Source organism: Paenibacillus sp. FSL H7-0357 (assembly GCF_000758525.1).
Classification (GTDB): Bacteria; Bacillota; Bacilli; order Paenibacillales; family Paenibacillaceae; genus Paenibacillus_AQ.
This window is the reverse complement of sequence record NZ_CP009241.1, coordinates 300,377-320,609: the sequence shown is the minus strand read 5'-3', so window position 1 is coordinate 320,609 and position 20,233 is coordinate 300,377. Positions and strand designations below refer to the sequence as shown.

The following is a 20,233-nucleotide window of genomic DNA, read 5'->3' as shown; positions in this document are numbered from 1 at the left end:
GAAAGCAGCGCATCAAGGCCGCTGCTCCCTGCCAGACACAACTTATCTGCCAGCTTCTCACACTGTGCTTATTTTCTCCGCCGGCTCCGGCTTGGCAATGGAAACTTTCAGCTCACCGCCCGCATGGTGAACCTCCAGGACGGATCCCTCCGGCGCTTCCCCGGCAATGAGGGCGCGCGCAACAGGTGTCTCCAGACTGCGCTGGATGAACCGCTTGAGCGGTCTTGCTCCGTACACCGGATCAAAACCCTCCTTGGCGATGAACCGCACCGCCGCCTCGCTTAGCTTAAGGCCAACCCCCCGGTCGCTCAGACGCAGACGCAAGCCGTCGACCAGCTTGACAACGATCTGTTCAATTTCAGCCAATGTCAGCGGCTTGAACATTACGATATCGTCAACCCGGTTCAAGAACTCGGGACGGAAATGACCGCTCAGTTCCTTCATGACTCTGTCCTTGACCGCCTGGGTAAGCTCCCCGTTATCATCGGTACCCTGGATCAGAAGCGGCGAGCCGATATTCGAGGTCATAATGATAATCGAATTTTTGAAGTCGACGACCCGGCCTTGCGAATCGGTCAGCCGCCCGTCATCCAGCAGCTGCAGCAGGATGTTGAACACATCGGGATGGGCCTTCTCCACCTCGTCCAGAAGGACAACGGTGTAGGGCTGACGGCGTACCGCTTCGGTAAGCTGGCCGCCTTCCTCATAGCCGACATATCCCGGAGGCGCGCCGACAAGGCGCGAGACGCTGTGCTTCTCCATGTACTCCGACATATCAATACGGATCATGCCGTCTTCACGGTCGAACAGCGATACGGCCAGCGCCTTTGCCAGCTCGGTTTTGCCAACACCGGTCGGCCCGAGGAACAGGAAGGAGCCGATGGGCCGGTTCGGGTCTTTGATGCCTGCCCGGGCCCGGAGTACGGCATCCGCCACCAGCCGGACCGCCTCCTCCTGCCCGACAACCCGCTCATGCAGCGTATCCTCCAGCCGCAGCAGCTTATCCCGCTCGCCTTCGACCAGTCTGCTCACGGGAACTCCTGTCCAGCGGGAGACGATATCCGCGATTTCTTCCTCAGTCACGGCCTCGCGCAGCAGCCGGGTCTCCTGATCTTGCTGCGCCGCTTCCTCCGCAGCCTTCACCTGCCGCTCCAGATCCGGGATGATGCCGTAGCTAAGCTCCGCCGATTTGTTGAGGTCGTAGATTTCCTGCGCATCCACCAGGTCCTTGCGCGCCTGCTCCAATTTTTTCTTCAGCTCACGGATGCCTTGAATAGCTGACTTTTCCTTTTCCCAGCGCGCAGTCATCCCGAGATGTTTCTCCTTAAGGTCAGCCAATTCACGCTGCAAGGATTCCAGTCTGCGCTTGCTGGCATCGTCTGTTTCCTTCTTCAGCGCGGCTTCTTCAATCTCCATCTGCATCAGGCGACGGGTCACCTCATCCATTTCACCCGGCATGGAGTCGATCTCCGTGCGGATCATTGCGCAGGCCTCATCCACCAGATCAATCGCCTTATCCGGCAGGAACCGGTCCGTGATATAGCGGTTCGACAGCACGCCCGCTGCTACAAGTGCGCTGTCATGGATTTTGACCCCGTGATGCACCTCAAAACGTTCCTTCAGCCCGCGCAGAATGGAAATCGTGTCCTCCACATCCGGCTCACTGACCAGCACCTGCTGGAAACGGCGCTCCAGCGCCGGGTCCTTCTCGATATACTTGCGGTACTCATCCAACGTTGTCGCTCCGATACAGTGCAGCTCGCCGCGGGCCAGCATCGGCTTCAGCATGTTGCCGGCGTCCATCGCTCCTTCGGTTTTGCCTGCTCCGACAATCGTATGCAGCTCATCAATGAAGAGAATGATCCGCCCGTTACTCTCGCGTATCTCTTTCAGAACCGCCTGCAGCCGCTCCTCGAATTCCCCGCGGTATTTGGCTCCAGCGACCAGCGCACTCATATCGAGCGAAAAAATCGTCTTGTCCTTCAGTCCCTCCGGCACATCCTTGCGGACGATCCGGTGAGCCAGCCCTTCGACGATAGCCGTCTTCCCTACGCCCGGCTCCCCGATCAGCACCGGGTTATTCTTGGTTTTGCGGGAGAGGATGCGGATGACCCGGCGAATCTCCCCGTCACGTCCAATGACGGGATCAATCTTGCCGGCCCGCACTTCGGCCACCAGATCGCGGCCGTATTTCTCCAACACCTCGTAGGTGGCTTCCGGCTCCCGGCTCGTCACCCGCTGGTGCCCGCGGATATCCGCAAGCACAGCCAGCAGCTTGTCACGTGTAATCCCCCGGCTGGCAAACAGTTCGCGCAGCTCGCGGTTTCCGCTGCCGGAAACAGACACCATGGCCAGTACGGCATGCTCTACGGCAACGAACTCATCCTGCATCCCTGCCGCTTCCTTCTCGGCCTGCTCCAGTACGGCAATCAGCGATGGCGAAGCATACCGCCGCATCGTGCCGGCCCCCGATCCGCTGACACTGGGCTTCCGCTGAAGCAGCTCATCCGTACCCTGCAGCAGCTCGGCAGCGGGAATATTCATCTTCTGCAGCAGCCGCGGCAGCAGTCCATCCTGCTGCTGGAGCAGCGCCTTAAGCAGGTGGAGGTTATCGATCTCCTGATGTCCGCCCGCACCCGCCAGCGATTGTGCGGCTGCAACGGCTTCCTGCAGTTTTTGTGTTAGTTTGTTGAAGTCCATCTCCTTCATCACCTTTCCCTTTCTTCATCGCTCCTATATCTAGTTACCCTCTGGCGGCTGTGCGCCGCTGCGCTCCGGAGCCTTGGCGTTTGGCTCCGGCCTGAAAGCTTGCACCCTCGGCCAGACGGCGATAAATGTTCTTCTCCGCTTCCGTAGTTCCGGGCGGGATGACAATCTCAATCGCGAACAGGATGTCACCGTTTGTGCCGTTCGGGCGTTTCAGCCCCTTGCCCGGAATCCGCAGCGTTTTCCCGCCCGTGATCCCGGCGGGGATCTTCAATTTGACACTGCTGCCATCGGGCAGCGGCACTTTGGCTTCTCCGCCCAGCACGGCCTGCCATGGGGCAATTTCCACCGTCCCATACAGATCGCCGCCTTCGGGCTCGTAAATCTCATGCGGCAGGATATGCAGCGTAATCAGCACGTCCCTACCCTGCGCAGCAGCATTCCCGCCGCCGGGAATCCGCAGGACCGTACCTTCGGGTGACCGCGCCGGGATGCTAACGTTCACGTCTTTGCCAGCGACCTGCACCCTTACTTTCCCGCCCTTGTAAGCCTGCTCCAGCGTAATCTCCAGCTGAGCCTGCATGGTGCCCTGCGCTTGCCCCCACGTTCCTCCCCCGCCTTGCCGCGCACCGCCGCTGCCGGAGAAGAAATCAAATCCGGCCCGGTCCGCCGCACCACGGCTGCCGAAGAACATGCCGAACAAATCCTCTTCGGAAATACCGCCGCTCCCGGAACCCGAATGCTGCGTGCCGCCCGTATTTGCGCCGCCAAATCCGTAGCGGAGCTCTTCATCGTAGGCTTTGCGCTTTTCCTCGTTGCCCAGCACCTCGTATGCTTCTGCCGCTTCCTTGAATTTCATATCCGCTCCAGGAGATTTATTAACATCGGGATGCCACTTTTTGGCGAGCTTTTGATAGGCTTTTTTAATCTCCTGCTTGGAAGCCTGCTTGCCTACCTCCAAGGCCTCGTAATAGTTTTTTGCCGCCAATCGAACCTCTTCCTTTCTGCTGGCTGCACCCATCCTCCGGCGCTTTCCGCTTGTATTCTTAAATATATTCTTCCCGTCCCATCAACTGGTAATTCGTCAGCCGGGTCAGCCCTGTGCTGCTTTACCTTGTCTCTGCTGCTGCCCACAGGGGATATACTCTCAGAAAAGACGCACCATAGCCGGAAATCCCACTACAATGCGCCTTCTATGGTTACTGCTATATGAAAAGCCCGGTGAAGCCGCTGCAACTGCAGGGATCAGAGAGGCATGCGGCATAGGCCGCCCTGCCCGGGATCCCTTTTTACACTGCTCATTCCTCCAGGCTTGAAAGTCTCACTTCACCTTCCATCCGCGTGCGGGACTCTCCGCTTCCCCCGGATGTTATAGCCTTGGAATATGTTACTGAAGCTGTTCTCCGGATGAACCATTATCCTGGATCTCAATGCGTTTGCCCTGAGATTTCTGCTGCTTCGGTACTTCCAGCGACAGCATGCCGTCTTTTAGGGAAGCCCGGATTTCGTCTTCGGCAATATCCTGCACATAGAAGCGGCGCACATACTCCCCGTACCGGCGTTCTCTGCGCACTACCTGATGCTCTTCGTTCTCTTGAGCGTCCTCTTCCTTGCGTACCGCTTTGATCGTCAAATAAGGACGGGTATAATCAATGTCGATTTCCTCTTTTTTGAAGCCGGGAAGCTCGGCCTCGATCAGATAGGCCTGACCGCTCTCGCGGATATCCGTCCGGAAGGACTGGGCAGCGCCGGTCATCGGAGCAAAAAACTCATCATTAAACACTTCGTTTAAAGACTTAGCCAGCACACCAAACACATCATCTCTGCGTTTTCCAAAAGGCACCAAATCAAACATGATCCATTCTCCTCTCAATGTCTTCAATTTTGAACTCGATTTTGACTTTGACTTTATTTGACCTTATGGCTTTATTATAGTCCGGCTACCGCTGGATGACAAAACCGGAATAAGCCGAAAATCCGGCAAATCCCGGCGTTTCGGCTTATTTTATATTACAAATTTTAGCTTTTTTAACGATTTGACCTTGTTTGACCTTTATCGTAAATAACGCTCCCGGTACTCCTGCTCCAGCATGCCCATCTTGATCACATCATGGTATTCATGGTTATAAAAAAGCGCCTCCCGCTGCACGCCTTCCCGGACAAAGCCGATGCTCTCATATACATGTATTGCACGGCTGTTGTAGCTAAAGACTTCCAGTTCGATCCGGTGCAAATTCAGAATCCCGAAGCCATAGTCCAGCATGAGCAGCAGAGACTCCCGGCCGTAGCCCTGTCCCTGATGTTTCCCGTCGCCGATGGCGATCCGCAGATTTGCATTCCGGTTGTTCCGGTCGATATCCTGAATCGCAATGTCGCCGATCACCTCGTCATTCTCCTGAAGGGCAATCAGCAGAAGCACTGCGCTGTCATCCCCGGCTTTTCGCTCAATATACCCCGTGATCTGTTCCTTGTTGATATGCTTCTGGGTGCCTGTGAGGTAGCGGGTCTCCTTATCGTAGAACATGTGGTAGTACAGTTCGGCATCTTCCCCGTTAAGCGGACGCAGATACACTTTGTCTCCATTTAATAGCCCGGACTGCTTATTCATTGCTGCCAACTCCTGTCTCTTAGTGTAGCTCTATGATATTGCAAGACTGTATACTATAAAATAGACAAAATCATTCAATTTCGAAGGACAGATGGAGAGGATAATATGCTGCTTGTCCCCGCTCTCAGCGAGAACCATGAAGTTCCCTACTATATTCAGCTATATCATTATTTCAAAAAAGAAATCATCAGCGGCTCCTTGCCGGCCGGTACCCGTCTGCCATCAATCCGTGTGTTTGCCGCCCAGCTAAGCCTCAGCGCTACACCGGTCGAGCTTGCTTACCAGCAGCTGCTGTCCGAGGGCTTCATCGCAAGCAAGCCGCGCAGCGGCTATTATGTTCAGCCTATGCATATGTTCAGCGGGCTGACAGCCGCCGCAGGCGCTCCGCCGCTGCCCAGCCGCCCGATAACAGCCCGCGACTCCCGGCCGTATGCTTATGATTTCCATATGTCGAAAAACGACTTTTCCCTGTTTCCCCACAAAATATGGCGCAGCCTCTATCAGGAACAGCTCGCCAACCCTGATCTGCTGCAATATGGCGATCCGCAGGGTGAGCCTGCCCTCCGCGAGAGCATCGCCGCCCATTTGCGGCAATTCCGCGGGCTGCGCTGCACGGCGGAGCAGGTTGTAATCGGCGGGGATCAATATACGCTATGTTCTCTGCTTTGCCTCATACTGCAGGGCAGCAGCAAACGGCTCGGCATTGAAGATCCGGGCTATCATCTGCTGCCGGCAGCATTCCGCAGGCACGGATTTGAGATGATTCCCATTCCTTTACAGGAAGACGGAATAGATGTGGAGAAGCTCTATACCAGCAGGGCCAGCAGCGTGTATATCTCGCCTTCCCACCAGTTCCCCAGAGGCATGACCTTGCCGATTGCCAAACGCCACGCTTTGCTGGACTGGGCCCGTTCAACGGACAGCATAATCATTGAAGACGACTACGACGGTGAGTTCCGCTATCACGGAAGGCCGATTCCCGCACTGCAGGGACTTCTGGAAGACAGCCCCGTAATCTACATGTGCAGCTTCGCCCAGTCTCTAGCCCCTGCCCTTAGCATTCACTACATGGTTCTGCCGAAAGCACTGCTGCCGCTGTATCACCATTTGACGAGGGAGCTGTATCTGGAGCATTCAGCCTCCCGGCTGAATCAGATCGCGATGCATTATTTTATGGAAAGAGGGCATTTCGAGAAGCATCTGCGGAGAATGCGGCTGCTCTACCAGAAAAAACATGACCTTCTCCTCCGCTCCATTCAGCGCTATTTCGGAGACCAGGCAGCCGTAAGCGGAAGGGACGCCGGATTTCACATTCTGCTCACACTGAAATCCGGCGGCAGTGCCCGGCAGCTTGCGGCTGTGGCAGAAAAGGCCGGCATTCGGGTTACCCCGATGTCTTATACCTGGTGGGAGCAGCCCGAAAACGATGACCCTGAGTTTATCCTTGGATTCGGGGGCATCCCTGAAAACCTGATCGAAGAGGGAATCCGCCGTCTGGCTGAGGTATGGCTGCCCTTGATTTAACGAAGTTATTCAGCAGACCATTCAGGAAGGTGAATCCCAACGACCCTTGACCATTACCTTGGCTCGGACAGACCACTGCCGCCGGAAGGCTCCTTTGACCTGGCGGATAAGCAATTCATCCGCGTGACCAAATAGCGAAGTTAATCCCCCGGCCCGCTGGGGTATGCTAATCCCCAGAAACAGCCGCAGCATTTCCTGTCAGCTGTATTTCTCCAGTATTTCGGCAAGCATACCCTTTAGTTCCTCCACCAGCTCCGGCGGTTCGTGGACCGTCGCCCCGTTTCCGAGCCCCATAACAAATCTGGCAAAAAAGCGAAGATCGCTTCCAGATACCTTGCCTTCCAGCCATCCGGTCCCGTCTTCACGCCTATGCAGCAGGGATGCCGACCACAGCTCGGCCTCACAGCTCTGGACCCCCGCTTTCCCAAGCTCTACGTGAAGTTTGACCCGTTCCTCTTCAGGCACCTGCTCCATGGCGCTGTAAATCTCCTTATTTCCCAGATGGATATGCCGCAAATCTAGGGGCGCCAGCCCCGAATGGTCATAGTCCGCCGAATGGATCCGGTCGCAGCGGAACACGCGGATATCCCCGCGCACAAAACAATAAGCCGGGCAGTACCATAAGCCGCTGCTGGCATAAATGCCGACAGGCTGTATTGCTCTGCACGACTGCTGCCCTTTGGATTCATAGTCGATCCGTAGTACTTTCTGATCGGTAGCCGCCTCCAGCAGGATCGACAAATAAGGAAACTCTGCCTGCCTTGACGGAGTCACGAAATCAATCCGGTTCTTCATCTCATCAATCCGGTCGCGGACATCACCCGACATATAATTATAAAATTTGTGCAATGCTGATAGGGACTCTTCTTTAAAGGGCAGATACTGATAGTGGCGCAAGGCATGGCTGGCAAAAAAAATCGCCACCGCCTCCGCTTCCGTAAAAGCAATCGGCGGAAGAATCCGTTCGTTCAGCACCTGATAACCTCCATGGGGGCCTACTTCGGAATACAGCGGAACCCCAAGCTCGCCAAGCTCCTGTAAATCCCTGAGAATTGTCCGTGTAGAGACCCCGAATTCGTCGGCCAGCTCCCTGACGGTAAATTTCCGCCTGCGGTTGACGGTCATCATCAGGTCCAGCAGCCTTTTCGATTTGGACATGCGCCAGCCTCCATTCAGATGATTTGAAATTGGCTTCATTTACTTTTCTATTCATGACAATACTTGTCACTATTATAGACTACAATGAAATCAAAGCCCAGCCGCAAAGGGCAAATACAGCTTGAAGGAGCGAATTAGAAATGAGTATCCAATTAAATCCTTTTATCCTGCTTGACGGAACGGCAGAGGAAGCCATTGCTTTTTATCAGGAGAGTCTGGGAGCAAAACTTCAGTTTAAGCAAACCGTAGGCCAAGGTCCGCAGAATCCGGATTCACCATTGTCGGACAAAGAAAAAGCGCGTATCGCCCATTCTGTCCTGAGTGTGGGAGACACGGATATTTTTGTAGCCGATCTTGACATCGGACAGGTACTGCAAACAGGCAACGGCATCAACATCTGCCTTTCGACGGAGGACGCCGGGGAAGCGGAACGGTTATACAACACCCTTAAGGAAGGCGGGCAGGTTGACGTTGAACTCGGTCCGGTCTATTTCAGCCCAGCCTACGGCATGATCACCGACAAGTTCGGTGTGACCTTTCAAATCTTCACCAAGCGGCCACGGTAAAAAACAGGCCATGGCTCCTGCCCTTCCATAGGCAGGCAGCCATGGCCTGTATCTGTATTTAAGTACCCCGTTTGAAACGGCTTGAACAAATGTTGATTTTGTTCCTTAGATTAAACTTCGGCGATAGTTACCTTTCCAGTACCGCCACCTAATGTGGATAGAACATAAATCAAGCTGTGTTGGTCCTCATTCGAAAGTCTTACGCAACCATGTGTTGGACGTAGTGGATAAGAAGGGGCACCTGTATCTGCTGGATCTCCACCATGAATCCATAGACCTGAGCGGCCATTTTGTTCTGCAATTAACGCATTGCCACTAACAGGGTCCATTATGATATATTTCGACGGGCCATAAGAACGTTTATTTTTAACCGTTTGGGGCATTGGCTCTTTCGATATTGCTGCTGAATATACCCCGGTTGGTGTATGTCCGTCAGTCTGAGACCAAGAATAACCGTATTCTGAGCGGCCAAGTGCTTGTACAGGACCAAATACTAAAGCCCCGCTATCATTATACATTTTCAATGAACCCAGTTTTGTCCGGTTTGCATTCAAGTTAACCCGAATGTGGTATCCCATTTATAAAACCTCCAATTGTTTTTGAAGGGTTAGCTGATGGAGTGGCAGAGGCTAATAGATAACTCCATATCATTGTGCTCTGCATCAACCGCCTTCTATTAATAGGGAGTTAGAGGAGGAGGATTTACAACCACGGATTACTAATTATCAGCTTTATTTGGAAAATATTATTTATTCTCAAGTCTAATCCTGAATATACAACTTTGATTATCTGTGACATAAACTCCGTTTTATTCAAGAGATGTCTCTTTTAGAGGTGTCTCTTTTCCTTTATAGATTTAACTAATTCAGACGTAGCTTTGTTGCGATATTGCAGCGTCTGAGCTTATTTCAGGCGTTTTTGTATGACGCGTATCGGACGCCCTGCATATTTTCCATATAATGAATTTTTTTGTATAAAAATACCTTTAAATGTGACATGGGTCACTTACTAATAAGGGTGAAATAAAGAACAATGATTAGACAAAGAAATTCTTATTTTGTATTTTGTGGAATATCATGGAGAAACTTTTTTCGCTTTTTACGGAAGGATGGATCATATTGGAGTTGGATCTTAACGGGATCAATGCTGATTCACTGGTTCAGATGCTAAGGGCATCATTTACCCTTGAAAATTGGGACGGTATCCTCCAAATCGCCGATAGGCTATACAGCGAGATTAATCAATTCTACAACATATATCGGCGGGAGTATGCCGACGGCCAGAAGGTGTGCAATTTCGGATTAAACCGAAGCATCGTCTATTACTTCGGCTATTCTATGTGTTTGAAAGGAATCGCGCTCGAGAAGCTGGGCCGATATGACGAGGCGAGAGAGTGCATCTCGAAGTATGAGGATTTGGGATGGATTAACGGTATGAACGCCGAGGGCTGGGCCGAGGTTGAATATTATCGTGAAATTGCCCTAGCTAATCTGCACGTGATCGAACTGAACGAGGGGAACACCACCGCACTTCCGGATTACCTGGTTTTCCTGCGGCATAACGAAGAGGAAATCTTGCCAGGCATGATATACATCCTGGAGTCAGCAATCAAGCATAAGTACAACGTCGATGAGGTGCTGATCGAGTTCAAAGAGCAGATCGACTCGATGGGGGAATACTACATAACAAAAAGGAACATCCGGTATTACATAGATTACATTTATTTAAAGGCGAAATATTATTACATAAATGGAAATATATATGATTCTATAAATTCGCTTCTATGTTCTTTGGCATCATCAGTTAAGCTTAAAGATGATACAGGGTTCCGTAAGTCAGCGGTTCTCTTTGAGAAACTCCGAAATCAAACAACTTCCGGGCAACTGGACGAGTACCTCTGCTTGATGGAACAAATACAAGACTAGGGAGGATTTCAAAATGAAGAAAAAAGTGTTTACGCTCATCTTTATTGTGGTCGCTTTGGTAAGTGTTAATGCAGCTGTTGTCAGCGCGGACGCAGGATCCACCAGCACGGATAAGATCGCAAGCGGCGGCTTCGGACCGCTGCGCCACGGGGTAGACCATTAAATAAATCAATAGCCGGACGAGCCTCTGCAAACTCTGCAGGGGCTTTTTCGCGTGTGAAAAAGTATGGGGCTATCAAAGCTGGGCTTATTTCCATTGATGCACGGTTAACTGCTGGATTAGCGGTCGGCTAATCTCCCGGAAGGGAGGTGATGCCTGTGGAGGTATACCAAGCACTGACGCTGATGATTTCATTTGCGACACTGGTTGTGTTGATTTTATCCTTCAACAAAAAGAAGTAGACCGCCCATCTTGGTAGGGTGAGCGCGATCTACTTCTCCGTTGCCTTATACCAAGGCCGTCCGCTCTTATCGCGGATTGTACACTGGAGTCGTGTTGACGCACGGCTCCTTCTTTAATTGTATCTTAGCATATCGGTTTTTATACAACAAGGTGATACAAAAACAACCCAAAACTATTGACCGATTAGAATACTCGTTCACAGGCAGCGGATAGTCAATACAGCGCACGCCACAAATAAAATGTGGCATAGGCTTCCCAGCCGTGCCAGGGTACCGACAGTGCCAGCAGTTCCGCCGGGGTCGGCTTTCTATCCATGCCGGTGAGGAACTTCACCGCATTCTGCAGGCCGACATCTCCTACGGGGAAGGCAGTGGTGTCGCGCAGGCAGCGCATCCGCACATACTGCGAGGTCCACGGACCGATTCCCCGGATCTTCAGCAGCCGCTGCTCGGCGGCTTCAGGGGACGGCAGGGCCAGCAGCTCCTCCCGGCTCAATTCACCACCGGAGATCAGTGCAGCCACATCCAATAGGGTCCGCGCTTTGCTGCGGGTCAGCTGCAGACTACAGAGTTCTTCCATCGAGACCTGTAGAAACGTCTCAGGCCCCGGAAAATGATAATAAGTATGCCCTTCATATTCCAGCGACTTCCCGTATTCAGCGGTGAGTTGCTGCTTCAGCCTGTAGGCAAAAGCCAGATTGACCTGCTGGCCGAGAATAGCCCAGCATAAAGCCTCGAACAGATCGGGAATGCCGATGATCCGCAAGCCCCGTTCACTCGCCGCGAGCTTCTGCAAGAGCGGGTCTGCGTCAGCCAGCCGGTAGAACGGTGCAAGATCGCGGTCCAGATCGAACCATTCCACGATATACTGTGCCAGTTCCGCCAGAGGTTTCGGGCCGGGAAAAGCACCGGTCAGCAGCGTGGCTTGTAGACGCGGCGTACCGGCTGCAACCGTCAGCCTGACCAGCGACGGCGTTCCTTCCAGCATGAACAGCCGGGTAACCCCTTCCCCATCGGAACGGAACAGGCATTCCAGCGGCGAACGGTTCATGTATTCCAGACATGCGGACAAGTCAAAAAACTCCGGCAGCGGCAGCTCAAAAAGCAAATCGTTCATGTCCCGCCGCCCCCACATTCGTAATGCCTTCCAATTTCAGCAGCTCCTGCTTCAGCTTGAGGCCGCCCCGGTATCCGGTTAGTGTGCCGTTCGTGCCGATGACCCGGTGGCAGGGCAGCACGACCGGCAGCGGATTTTGTCCGTTAGCCGCACCCACCGCGCGGACTGCCTGCGGTCTTCCGATGCTTACGGCAAGCTCCTTGTAGGTCACTATTGCACCATGCGGAATACCGGCCAGCCCCATCCAGACCTCCTGCTGAAACGGGGTGCCCCAGAGATCCAAAGGGATACTGCTGAAGCTTACAGGCTCTCCGTTAAAATAACTCTCCAGAAGCTGCGTGGCCCCGAATTGATCGAAGATGCCAGCGTCCTCGCTGAACTGATGTGACGGTGCATAGGTTTTCAGCCACGATGCCGGAAGCACGCCTTGATCCTCCTGATAAGATATGCGGATTAGGCCCTTCTTGCTGGCCCACAAAGTCCAGTCTCTATTCCGGACGTTGAGGGTATGATGGAAAATCTCAATGGTCTTGAGTGTCTGGGTCATGCTGGATTCCTCCTTTGAGCTCTGTACGGTATTCTGTTGGCGCAAGGCCGGTCTTCCGCGCAAACCATGCGGCAAAATGGGACGGTCCCTGAAAGCTGACCGCCTTGCCAACCTCAGCAATGGCGAGCCCGGTGTCCGCGAGCAGTCCGCATGCTTTCTCCAGCCGCAGCTGGTCCAGCCTCGCGGCAGGAGACTGGCCGGTTACCCGCTTATAGGTTCTTTGCAGGTGAAACGGGCTGACTTTCAGCTGTTCAGCCAGTGACTGCAGCGTCAGCTTCTCTCCATAACGTTCTGCCATAACGGCATCTGCCTGTGCGGCAAGCACCGCGTCGGGTCTTAGCCTGCCGCCTTCCTCGGGGCGGCATCTTTTGCAGGGGCGGAAACCTGCTCTCGTCGCCTCCTGCAAAGAACCGTAAAAAACCACATTTCCCGCCTTCGGCGTTCTTGCCCGGCAGGAAGGGCGGCAGACAATATGTGTAGTCAACACCGCTGTATAATAAACCCCGTCATAGGTTGATTCCCGCTTGACTACCGAATCATAGACCTGTTCGAATAATGCCTGATCCAAATGAAATCACCTCATACCGCCAGTATAAACGATTGCTTTGGCCTTATGCAGCCTATCGCAATAGGAGAGCAAGATTACGACAGTAAGACCTTTGCAACCAAGGCTCTGACCAGTCCACCATGCCGCACGATATGCGCACAGCGGGCCGCTTCGGCCAGAAGGGAGCTTTCAACGCTGCCGGACTGGAGAGACGCTATTTATAGCAGAAAAGCCCACTATCATGCCCAGCGGACTGCAGAGACGTTATTTCCTGTTTCCTGCGACAATTAGACAGTTTTTGTGAAAATAGCGGCGCTGAGGTCCGTTTCGCCCCCAATAAGACTGATTTTGCCGAAATAAGAGCGCTGGAGTCCGACAGCTTCCACATGCCGGCTCATCTAAACTGGCAATCCAAGTGGAAACGGCTTTGCCGTCCTTTTTAAGGACGGTACCGTTTCAGCGAGAAATAGAAGGATAAGTTATCGTGTGAAACATATAAATTCTGGCGTAATATATAATCCTTGTAGAAAAGGAAAATCCCCAGCGACTATCGAAGAAAGAAGCACCTGACAAAGAGCTTCAATCGTACCTACCCTACCACAGGAGGTTGAAGTCGCATGGGGAAATCCCTACACATTCAAGGCTTAAAGGGAACCAAGTTCAGTCAACAACTACGGGGTGTTAACCTGGAGCAGGTCCTCATCGTTGCTATCGATGCGGCCAAACTCCACCAAAAAGCCCTGATCTGCAATTATTTCGGCGACATCCTTGCAAAACCCTTTTTCTTTTCCGTCAATCAATCCGGCATGCAGACTCTATACCATGCCATCGAACAAGCGGTGGCCTCCACTGGGGCCGTACGCCTGTTTTTAGGAATTGAAGCTACTGGCCATTACTATGAAGATATCGTTAGAGAAATGGCCAAGCAAGGCTACCTCGTCCAGATTCTCAACGCGTATACGACTTTCGAAGAGCGGGCAAGTGCGCTGAACTGGTGTAAAACCGATGACCTCGATCTAGTCGCTATCGCTCATGCGCTGAAGAGCAATAAAGCCACCGAGTTTCGTTTGGCCGAGGGCCTTCAACGGCAGTTGCATGTTCTCACCCGGGCCAGACGCTCGGAGATCCGCAAACGCTCCACTCTGCGGATGGAAATCCGAACACTCATGGACATCGTTTGGCGCGAATTTCAGGGCTATGCCGACCATCAGAATGGGCGGGCTCGGAAAATCAAGGTGTTTAGCAACTTTTGGGGAAAGGCCTCCCTTTTCTTCATGGAGCACTATCCACATCCTGCTGCGATTTGTAAGCTGGGGGAAACGGGACTCCGGAGGTTGTCCATCCAGCATAACCTGAAGCTTCGAGTCGCTGCGATTCGCAAGCTCCTTCTGGTGGCTGCGGAGTCGCTCTCATCTGACGAACAAACGCTTCGTCCCGAACTCCTTCTGCTGCGAATGAAGCTGCAGGATCTTCGCGCCTTTGACGCTAAGATCGATACGCTTGAGCAGGAGATCGAAGCCCTTTTGCTTCAGACCGACGGGCGGGTTTTACTTACCGTTCCAGGCCTTGGCGTTTCCACTGCAGCCGAGCTCTACGCTGAGATTGGCGATGTGTCCCATTACACTCATGCCGGACAGTTGATTAAGAAAGCAGGAACGAATCCCGTCGTTAAGCAAACGGGCGGAAGTGCCGGATCTTATGGAAAAATTTCCAAGCAAGGGAACTCTCATTTGCGCTATGTTGCCTACTTAGCCGGTCGAAGCCTCTGCCTGCATAACCCGGATCTCAAACCGTTTTACGAGCGGTTAAAGAGCCGCGGGAAGCATCCTCGCTCCATTTTTGTAGCTATGGGGAATAAGATGCTGAAAATTGCATTTGCGATGCTACGTGACAAGAAGCCCTTTCTCTCCACCAAGCCCTCTTGTCCGTTTGCCAAGGAGATCAATAAGAAGCTCCGTTTTAGCTGTTTCATTACGCTGGATGTTGCCTGAACAAGCCTGAAATGACTGAACCGGTGGGTCTGGGACTGAGGGAAGATCGGATTAAATTCTAGAGGCCCAGACCTCGTAAATAAGCCTTATCCACCTCGTCCTGTTAATGCGAATTGTACGTTAGATCTCGATCTGCACTCAGCCAGATTGCATAACAGGATTGAACACGAGGCTATTTCCTTTCAAGTTCGAGACCTTCCGGTTCTGTCCATCGCTCTTCGTCAGTTGCTAACTATTTTTTGGAAAACAAAGAGTTAGGTGTGTTTGAGTTGCTTTTATAGTCAGTTTTAGCTTGTTGACATAGTACGCTTATCTTTTAAAAAAGGACCCTCCGGCACCGCCCATTAGGCGTCCGGAAGATCCCAGCTTTTTGAAGCTAATCTTAGCTTTTGTAATCATTAATTGTAAAGTATTTACGTTGTTATATGACGTAATTAGATTGCAGCTTTCTGAGTTTTCAGATCCACGGGGCCATCGGCAGCCGGGGGATTCTTTTTCCGCATATAGTCGGAATAGTATGCGGTAATGATCGGAACGAGAATAGAGGTGACAATGACGGAAGCCGCAACAAGTGCCGTGGCTGATTCTGCAGCCGGCAGGAATTCAGGCTTCATATTGGCCACAAGCATAGGGTTGGCTACGGCTGCCCCGGCGGTGCTGGAGGCCGCAAGTCCGGCAGTGCCGTTGCCGCCGCCGATAAACTTATCGGCCAGAATCAGCGGAATCCCTGTAATAATGATGACTACGATACCCAGCAGAATGCCAAGCAGTCCGGTATCTACGATGACACCGAGGTCGATGGAGCTGCCCAGTGCGAAACCGAAGAACGGAATAAGTGTTTGTGTCGCTTTGCCAAAGTAGGTACGGAGATCATGATCCAGGTTGCCCAGAACAAAACCGATCAGAAAAGGAAGCACAGCACCCACAAAGACATGCGGTTCAAATACAGCTACCCCGGTGCTGCCCAAGATAAGCATCGTTACCAGCGGGCCGGATTCCAGTGACATCAGCACGAATGCGCCGGATTCTTCTTTGGTGCCATATTGCTGCATAATGGAGGCGTACAGTCCACCGTTGGTCATATCCATCGCAGAGATAATAGCCAGCACCGACAATCCGGCGAAGAAGCCGTTTTGAATGCCGCCCTCCGGCAGAAACTGGATCGCGATCAGGGCTATTACCCAGGCCACGGCAATTTTGGTCAGTACCAATGTACCTGATTTCCGCAGCACACTTCCTGTAGCGCGTACATCTATAGCCGCCCCCATACAGAAGAACCAAACCGCCAGAATCGGTACAGTCCCCGTCATCAGCCCTTTGGTGAAGCCGCCAAAATATTCGCCCGCATTCGGGAAAGCGGTGTGAATGATCGCCCCGAGGAACAACGGTACCAGCATCATACCGCCGGGAATTTTGTCCAGCGCTTTTTTAATTTTCATATCTTATCAGACCTTTCATGTCGGATTCTTAATTCTTGCATAAATTGATGATTTTACCTGAAGAAGGCGCAGCAAATCAGCCCCAAGACCTTACCTGTCCACTAAAGGTAAATCATCAGTGAGCAGCAGATTCTGAGAAAATTTGCCTGACGGCGCTTTCATGTTACTTACGGCTTAGCCCTAGCTGCGGGATCATCCCGGAGAATAAATCGTCGCTTTCCTTCAATTGCTTGGAGAACGCCTTGCCGTCTGTGACCAGCAGCCCTAATCCGTTGATTTTCATATACTCGCGGAAGTCCCTGTCCTCTGTCCCTTTGATAAAGGCCCCGGCCAGCAGCTCGGCAATAGCGTCCGGCGTATCCTTCGGTACAGCTAGTCCCCTCCATGTACCTGTGAAATTGACATGTATCCCCGTCTCTTCCTCCAGCGTGGGTACGCCAGGCATTGCCTCCGAGCGCTTGTCGGCGTTGACCGCCAGCGTCCGCAGCTTCCCTTCATCCACATACTTTTTCACTTCGGCAGGGCTTACAGGCACTGCATCGACAAAACCGTCCATCAAGGCGGAGACGGCAGGGCCTCCCCCTTCAAAAGGAATATGTGCAAACTTCACACCGGTTTCCCGCTCCAATGTTACGGCAGCCAAATGCCAAATACTCCCCGTTCCTGCGTTCCCCATTTTCAATTCACCTGGATGCGCTTTCGCAAAGTCGAGAAACTCATTTACGGTTTGCCACGGCGCTTCGGCTCTTACGGTTATGGCGGAAGGATCAAAATTCGTTTGGGCGATCGGTTTGAACTTCTCATAGGTAATCGGAAGCAATCCCAGATGCGGCAGGATGGTGAGCTCGGCAGGAAGAAAGGTGACCGTATACCCATCGCCCTTGGCATTGGCGCCCTCCATGAGTCCGACGGAACCTCCGCCGCCTGTCCGGTTGAGCACGATAATCGGCTGGCCCAGTACCTTCTCTGTTGCTTTAGCTAAAGCTCTTGCTGTGGTATCCGTCCCTCCGCCCGCTGCATAAGGCACGATTAAGGTAATCGGTTTCACCGGAAAATCACCGCTTACGTTCTCCCGGCTGTTATCGCTGGTTATCATGCGGTTTCCGGCCCATACCATCGTCAAAACCGCCAGGACGGATGCCGTCCAAATGCCTATTTTTGTTGTCCGTTTCAAGACCATCCCTCTTCCTTAATAATGACAATTGAGCCGCAGGCCACAATGGATCTACTGCCATGCGTGCGCCGCTTCACCCCCCAAGTTTCTTCAATCACAGTCTCATTCACGAATCTGTGAAAGTTTTCTCAAATAGAACTTTAACGTAAACGGGGGGTTGCCATCAATCGTATAATCTTATTCTGAATCGTCAGAAACGCCGGAATGGCGCGGTTTTGGCCGATCTGCATATTCATTGGGATATTTGCTGCTCTCACGGAACTTGCCCGGTGTAACCGATTTGATCTTCCGGAAAGCACGGATGAAGCTGTTCTCATTCTGGTATCCGACCCGAAGAGCAATTTCGGCAATCTTTAGGCTGCTGCCTTGCAGCAATTCACAGGCTTTATCTATTCTCAGGTTGGTCAAATAATCATATAGTGTCGTACCCGTCTCTTCCTTGAAGATGGTGCTTACGGAGGAAACGCCCATTTTGACATGGGCAGCGATATCCTGCAGTCCGATGTTATCCTGCAAATGAGATTCCATGTACCGGATCAGTTCCTGTACCATCAGATATTCTTTGGACTGTCTGTGCACTTCAAGTACACCTGACATATGAATAACAATACTACAGAGCATCTCCTCAATATCGGACAAATCCATCGTCATCACTTGATGCCACGTATAATCCGCCAGCTCGGCTGGCAGCGGATGACCCCCGGAAGTCGCCATATTTAGAATTTCTCCTATTAAATCATCTACAACACGAACAACTTTTTGCGGCTGCACGGCTTTCTTGCGGGTATCAGCCGACCACTTGCGGACCCATTGCAGGGCAGTCGCTGCATCAAAAGACTTCAGCGCATGCAGCACTTCCAGCCGCCAGGCATCATCCGCCGCTGCGCCGCCTTCCTCATATTTGCTCTCCTTCGCCGAAAACTCACGGACATGACCGTAGCCTTCATATAGACGATAAGATAAAGCCAGCTCGGACTCCGAGTAGGACCGGGCTACCTGTGAAATCGCGGAGACCGGTTCGCCGATGCCTATGGATACCGATACTTTTAAGACGTCGGACAGAATGGCAATCAGCTTACCGGCATCCTCGCGCAGATGGCCGCTGTTATCATCTTTGGGCTGCAGCAGCACCACGAGGCTGTCCTTCCGGGGAGTGGCCGTAACCGTCCGCCAGGCAGGCCCGAAGAACTCAAATACAATGTTGTTCATCGCATATTTAAGCAGCAGCTGATCCTCTTCCACATATGCGGAGGTCCACTTAGAATGGCGGTCTACAGAGATCGTCAGAATTACGAAGGGCCCTTCCTTCCAGCCTCCAAAGTAGTGCTCCCATTTCGTCAACGTCTCCTGCGTCCCGATGCTCCGGGTAATCAGATCGCTAACAAATTTGGACCTTAGCTCCGGCAGGCTCCATTCGGCCACCAGCGACTTGCTCTGAAAATCACCGACCAATTTGCCGATGACCGGCTCCAAATCATAAAGATTTCCATGACCGGCCAGCTTCTGGTCGGGCATCAGGAGTTTATTGATCCGCTTCAGCGGCCGGAATGCGGCAAAGCTGTAATAATAAATAGCGGAGCAGCCAACAGCGATCGAAATCAGCGAGAGCATCAGCATCATATTGCGTGCCGTCTTCACATTCTTCAGCAGCTGCTCCATCGGAACGAGGGAAATCAGCCGCCAGCCGGTGACATTCGAGAACGTCTGGTTCGCCATATAGGCCTTGCCTTGAAGCTTCACATGGGCAAACGGACTTACATCAATGTCCGACAGCACATTATTCATGTCCGCCAGAGGGAAAGGCAGATTGAGCTTTGGGTAAATCAGCTCTCCCTCCAGGTTATATACAAATTGATAGCTGGATAAATGGGTGTACATTTTGGAGAACAGCATGTCATAGTCCAGATCGATCAATACCGCGCCTGTGACGTCCCCGTTCCGGACAATCGGCCGGGCCAGCGAGAGCAGCTCCGTGCCGGTCAGCCGGGCATCCGTGCCGGTATATACTCTTCTTTTAATCAGCAGCGGCTTCTGTTTCATTTCATCAATCCATGAGTTCCAGGCATGCTCCGGTGCTTCTTCCCAGAGAGCTCTATACCCGTAATTGCTGGAGACGACGGAATGATCCCCGAACTTGATTACACTGATGGCATGGACATCCGGCTCCGTAGCGAGCGTCTTCAGGAAATTCTGCGGCTCTGCAGCCGCCAGCGCATTATCCGCCGGATCGGCATCCATATATTTAAGGACGGCCGGGTGAAAGGCCAGATCGACCGCTTTATTATCAGATTCCCGGAATGCCCGGTTAGTCACATCCATGTTAATTTGCAGCAGCTCTACATTTGGCGTGTTCAGCTCAGTATCCAGCGCATTCCTGTACTCTCTATAGGAGAACAGGCCAATTAGAGTAATTAATAGAGATACACTGAATGTCAGCATCAGAATCAGCCGGGTCTGCTTATTGTTCAGCAAGTATTTTAATTTAAATCGCAGCATGGGTGCAGCTTCATCCTTCCGCAGTTCGCTTAG

18 protein-coding genes are annotated in these 20,233 nt (G+C 52.4%); 6 read left to right on the top strand and 12 right to left on the bottom strand.

Annotated elements, in window-relative coordinates; genetic code table 11:
* Positions 1-57 precede the first annotated feature (57 nt).
* The 4 genes from clpB to H70357_RS01420 form a co-directional block, all read right to left on the bottom strand.
* Positions 58-2,700, bottom strand: a complete 2,643-nt coding sequence (gene clpB / locus H70357_RS01435; protein ID WP_038598350.1) for an ATP-dependent chaperone ClpB — start codon at positions 2,698-2,700, stop codon at positions 58-60.
* 43 nt (positions 2,701-2,743) lie between these two features.
* Entirely contained in the window at positions 2,744-3,694 is a 951-nt protein-coding gene (locus tag H70357_RS01430) for a DnaJ C-terminal domain-containing protein (RefSeq protein ID WP_038584918.1), read from the bottom strand.
* 399 nt (positions 3,695-4,093) lie between these two features.
* A complete protein-coding gene (locus tag H70357_RS01425; RefSeq protein WP_038584915.1) occupies positions 4,094-4,561 on the bottom strand; it encodes an Hsp20/alpha crystallin family protein in 468 nt (155 codons plus the stop codon).
* 198 nt (positions 4,562-4,759) lie between these two features.
* Positions 4,760-5,314 (bottom strand): GNAT family N-acetyltransferase, encoded by a 555-nt coding sequence (locus tag H70357_RS01420; RefSeq protein WP_038584913.1) that lies wholly within the window; start codon positions 5,312-5,314, stop codon positions 4,760-4,762.
* A 105-nt stretch (positions 5,315-5,419) separates the two neighbouring features.
* Between H70357_RS01420 and pdxR the strand changes: the two genes are divergently transcribed.
* Complete coding sequence (pdxR, locus tag H70357_RS01415; protein WP_038584910.1) at positions 5,420-6,838, top strand: MocR-like pyridoxine biosynthesis transcription factor PdxR; 1,419 nt, start codon at positions 5,420-5,422, stop codon at positions 6,836-6,838.
* Positions 6,839-7,036: 198 nt separating this feature from the next.
* On the opposite strand, the gene H70357_RS01410 is transcribed toward pdxR, so the two are convergent.
* Positions 7,037-7,996 carry a helix-turn-helix transcriptional regulator gene (locus H70357_RS01410; RefSeq protein ID WP_038584907.1) on the bottom strand — a complete coding sequence of 320 codons (960 nt, stop codon included), beginning with the start codon at positions 7,994-7,996 and terminating at the stop codon, positions 7,037-7,039.
* 140 nt (positions 7,997-8,136) lie between these two features.
* Between H70357_RS01410 and H70357_RS01405 the strand changes: the two genes are divergently transcribed.
* Positions 8,137-8,562 carry a VOC family protein gene (locus H70357_RS01405; protein ID WP_038584904.1) on the top strand — a complete coding sequence of 142 codons (426 nt, stop codon included), beginning with the start codon at positions 8,137-8,139 and terminating at the stop codon, positions 8,560-8,562.
* A 110-nt stretch (positions 8,563-8,672) separates the two neighbouring features.
* Here H70357_RS01405 and H70357_RS01400 read toward each other — a convergent pair whose 3' ends face one another.
* Positions 8,673-9,140, bottom strand: coding sequence for a L,D-transpeptidase (locus H70357_RS01400; protein ID WP_038584902.1), 468 nt, complete (start codon positions 9,138-9,140; stop codon positions 8,673-8,675).
* A 540-nt stretch (positions 9,141-9,680) separates the two neighbouring features.
* Between H70357_RS01400 and H70357_RS01395 the strand changes: the two genes are divergently transcribed.
* From H70357_RS01395 to H70357_RS37000, 3 genes are all read left to right on the top strand, one after another.
* Entirely contained in the window at positions 9,681-10,487 is an 807-nt protein-coding gene (locus H70357_RS01395) for a hypothetical protein (RefSeq protein ID WP_052091751.1), read from the top strand.
* 13 nt (positions 10,488-10,500) lie between these two features.
* Positions 10,501-10,650 carry a hypothetical protein gene (locus H70357_RS35605; RefSeq protein ID WP_156130793.1) on the top strand — a complete coding sequence of 50 codons (150 nt, stop codon included), beginning with the start codon at positions 10,501-10,503 and terminating at the stop codon, positions 10,648-10,650.
* A gap of 149 nt (positions 10,651-10,799) precedes the next feature.
* On the top strand, positions 10,800-10,889 hold the full coding sequence (locus H70357_RS37000) for a putative holin-like toxin (protein WP_379142086.1): 90 nt from the start codon (positions 10,800-10,802) through the stop codon (positions 10,887-10,889).
* Positions 10,890-11,103: 214 nt separating this feature from the next.
* Here H70357_RS37000 and H70357_RS01390 read toward each other — a convergent pair whose 3' ends face one another.
* Genes H70357_RS01390 through H70357_RS01380 form a run of 3 tightly spaced genes read right to left on the bottom strand, consistent with a single transcriptional unit; the run spans position 11,104 to position 13,121 of the window.
* Positions 11,104-12,006, bottom strand: coding sequence for a DNA-3-methyladenine glycosylase family protein (locus H70357_RS01390; protein WP_052091750.1), 903 nt, complete (start codon positions 12,004-12,006; stop codon positions 11,104-11,106).
* The gene (locus H70357_RS01385) at positions 11,987-12,553 is read right to left on the bottom strand and encodes a methylated-DNA--[protein]-cysteine S-methyltransferase (protein WP_038584896.1); all 567 of its coding nucleotides are present in this window, start codon (positions 12,551-12,553) and stop codon (positions 11,987-11,989) included. The genes H70357_RS01390 and H70357_RS01385 overlap by 20 nt, the downstream gene beginning before the upstream one ends.
* Complete coding sequence (locus H70357_RS01380; protein ID WP_038584893.1) at positions 12,528-13,121, bottom strand: bifunctional transcriptional activator/DNA repair enzyme AdaA; 594 nt, start codon at positions 13,119-13,121, stop codon at positions 12,528-12,530. Before H70357_RS01380 ends, H70357_RS01385 begins: the two co-directional genes overlap by 26 nt.
* 596 nt (positions 13,122-13,717) lie before the next feature.
* On the opposite strand from H70357_RS01380, the gene H70357_RS01375 reads away from it, so the two are divergent.
* A complete protein-coding gene (locus H70357_RS01375; RefSeq protein ID WP_038584560.1) occupies positions 13,718-15,091 on the top strand; it encodes an IS110 family RNA-guided transposase in 1,374 nt (457 codons plus the stop codon).
* Positions 15,092-15,525: 434 nt separating this feature from the next.
* Here the strand turns inward: H70357_RS01375 and kdgT are convergent, their stop codons facing one another.
* The 3 genes from kdgT to H70357_RS01360 form a co-directional block, all read right to left on the bottom strand.
* A complete protein-coding gene (kdgT, locus tag H70357_RS01370) occupies positions 15,526-16,530 on the bottom strand; it encodes a 2-keto-3-deoxygluconate transporter (protein WP_038584890.1) in 1,005 nt (334 codons plus the stop codon).
* 163 nt (positions 16,531-16,693) lie between these two features.
* Positions 16,694-17,626 (bottom strand): tripartite tricarboxylate transporter substrate binding protein, encoded by a 933-nt coding sequence (locus H70357_RS01365; RefSeq protein WP_231578447.1) that lies wholly within the window; start codon positions 17,624-17,626, stop codon positions 16,694-16,696.
* 255 nt (positions 17,627-17,881) lie between these two features.
* The gene (locus H70357_RS01360) at positions 17,882-20,200 is read right to left on the bottom strand and encodes a helix-turn-helix domain-containing protein (RefSeq protein WP_038584884.1); all 2,319 of its coding nucleotides are present in this window, start codon (positions 20,198-20,200) and stop codon (positions 17,882-17,884) included.
* Positions 20,201-20,233: the final 33 nt, after the last annotated feature.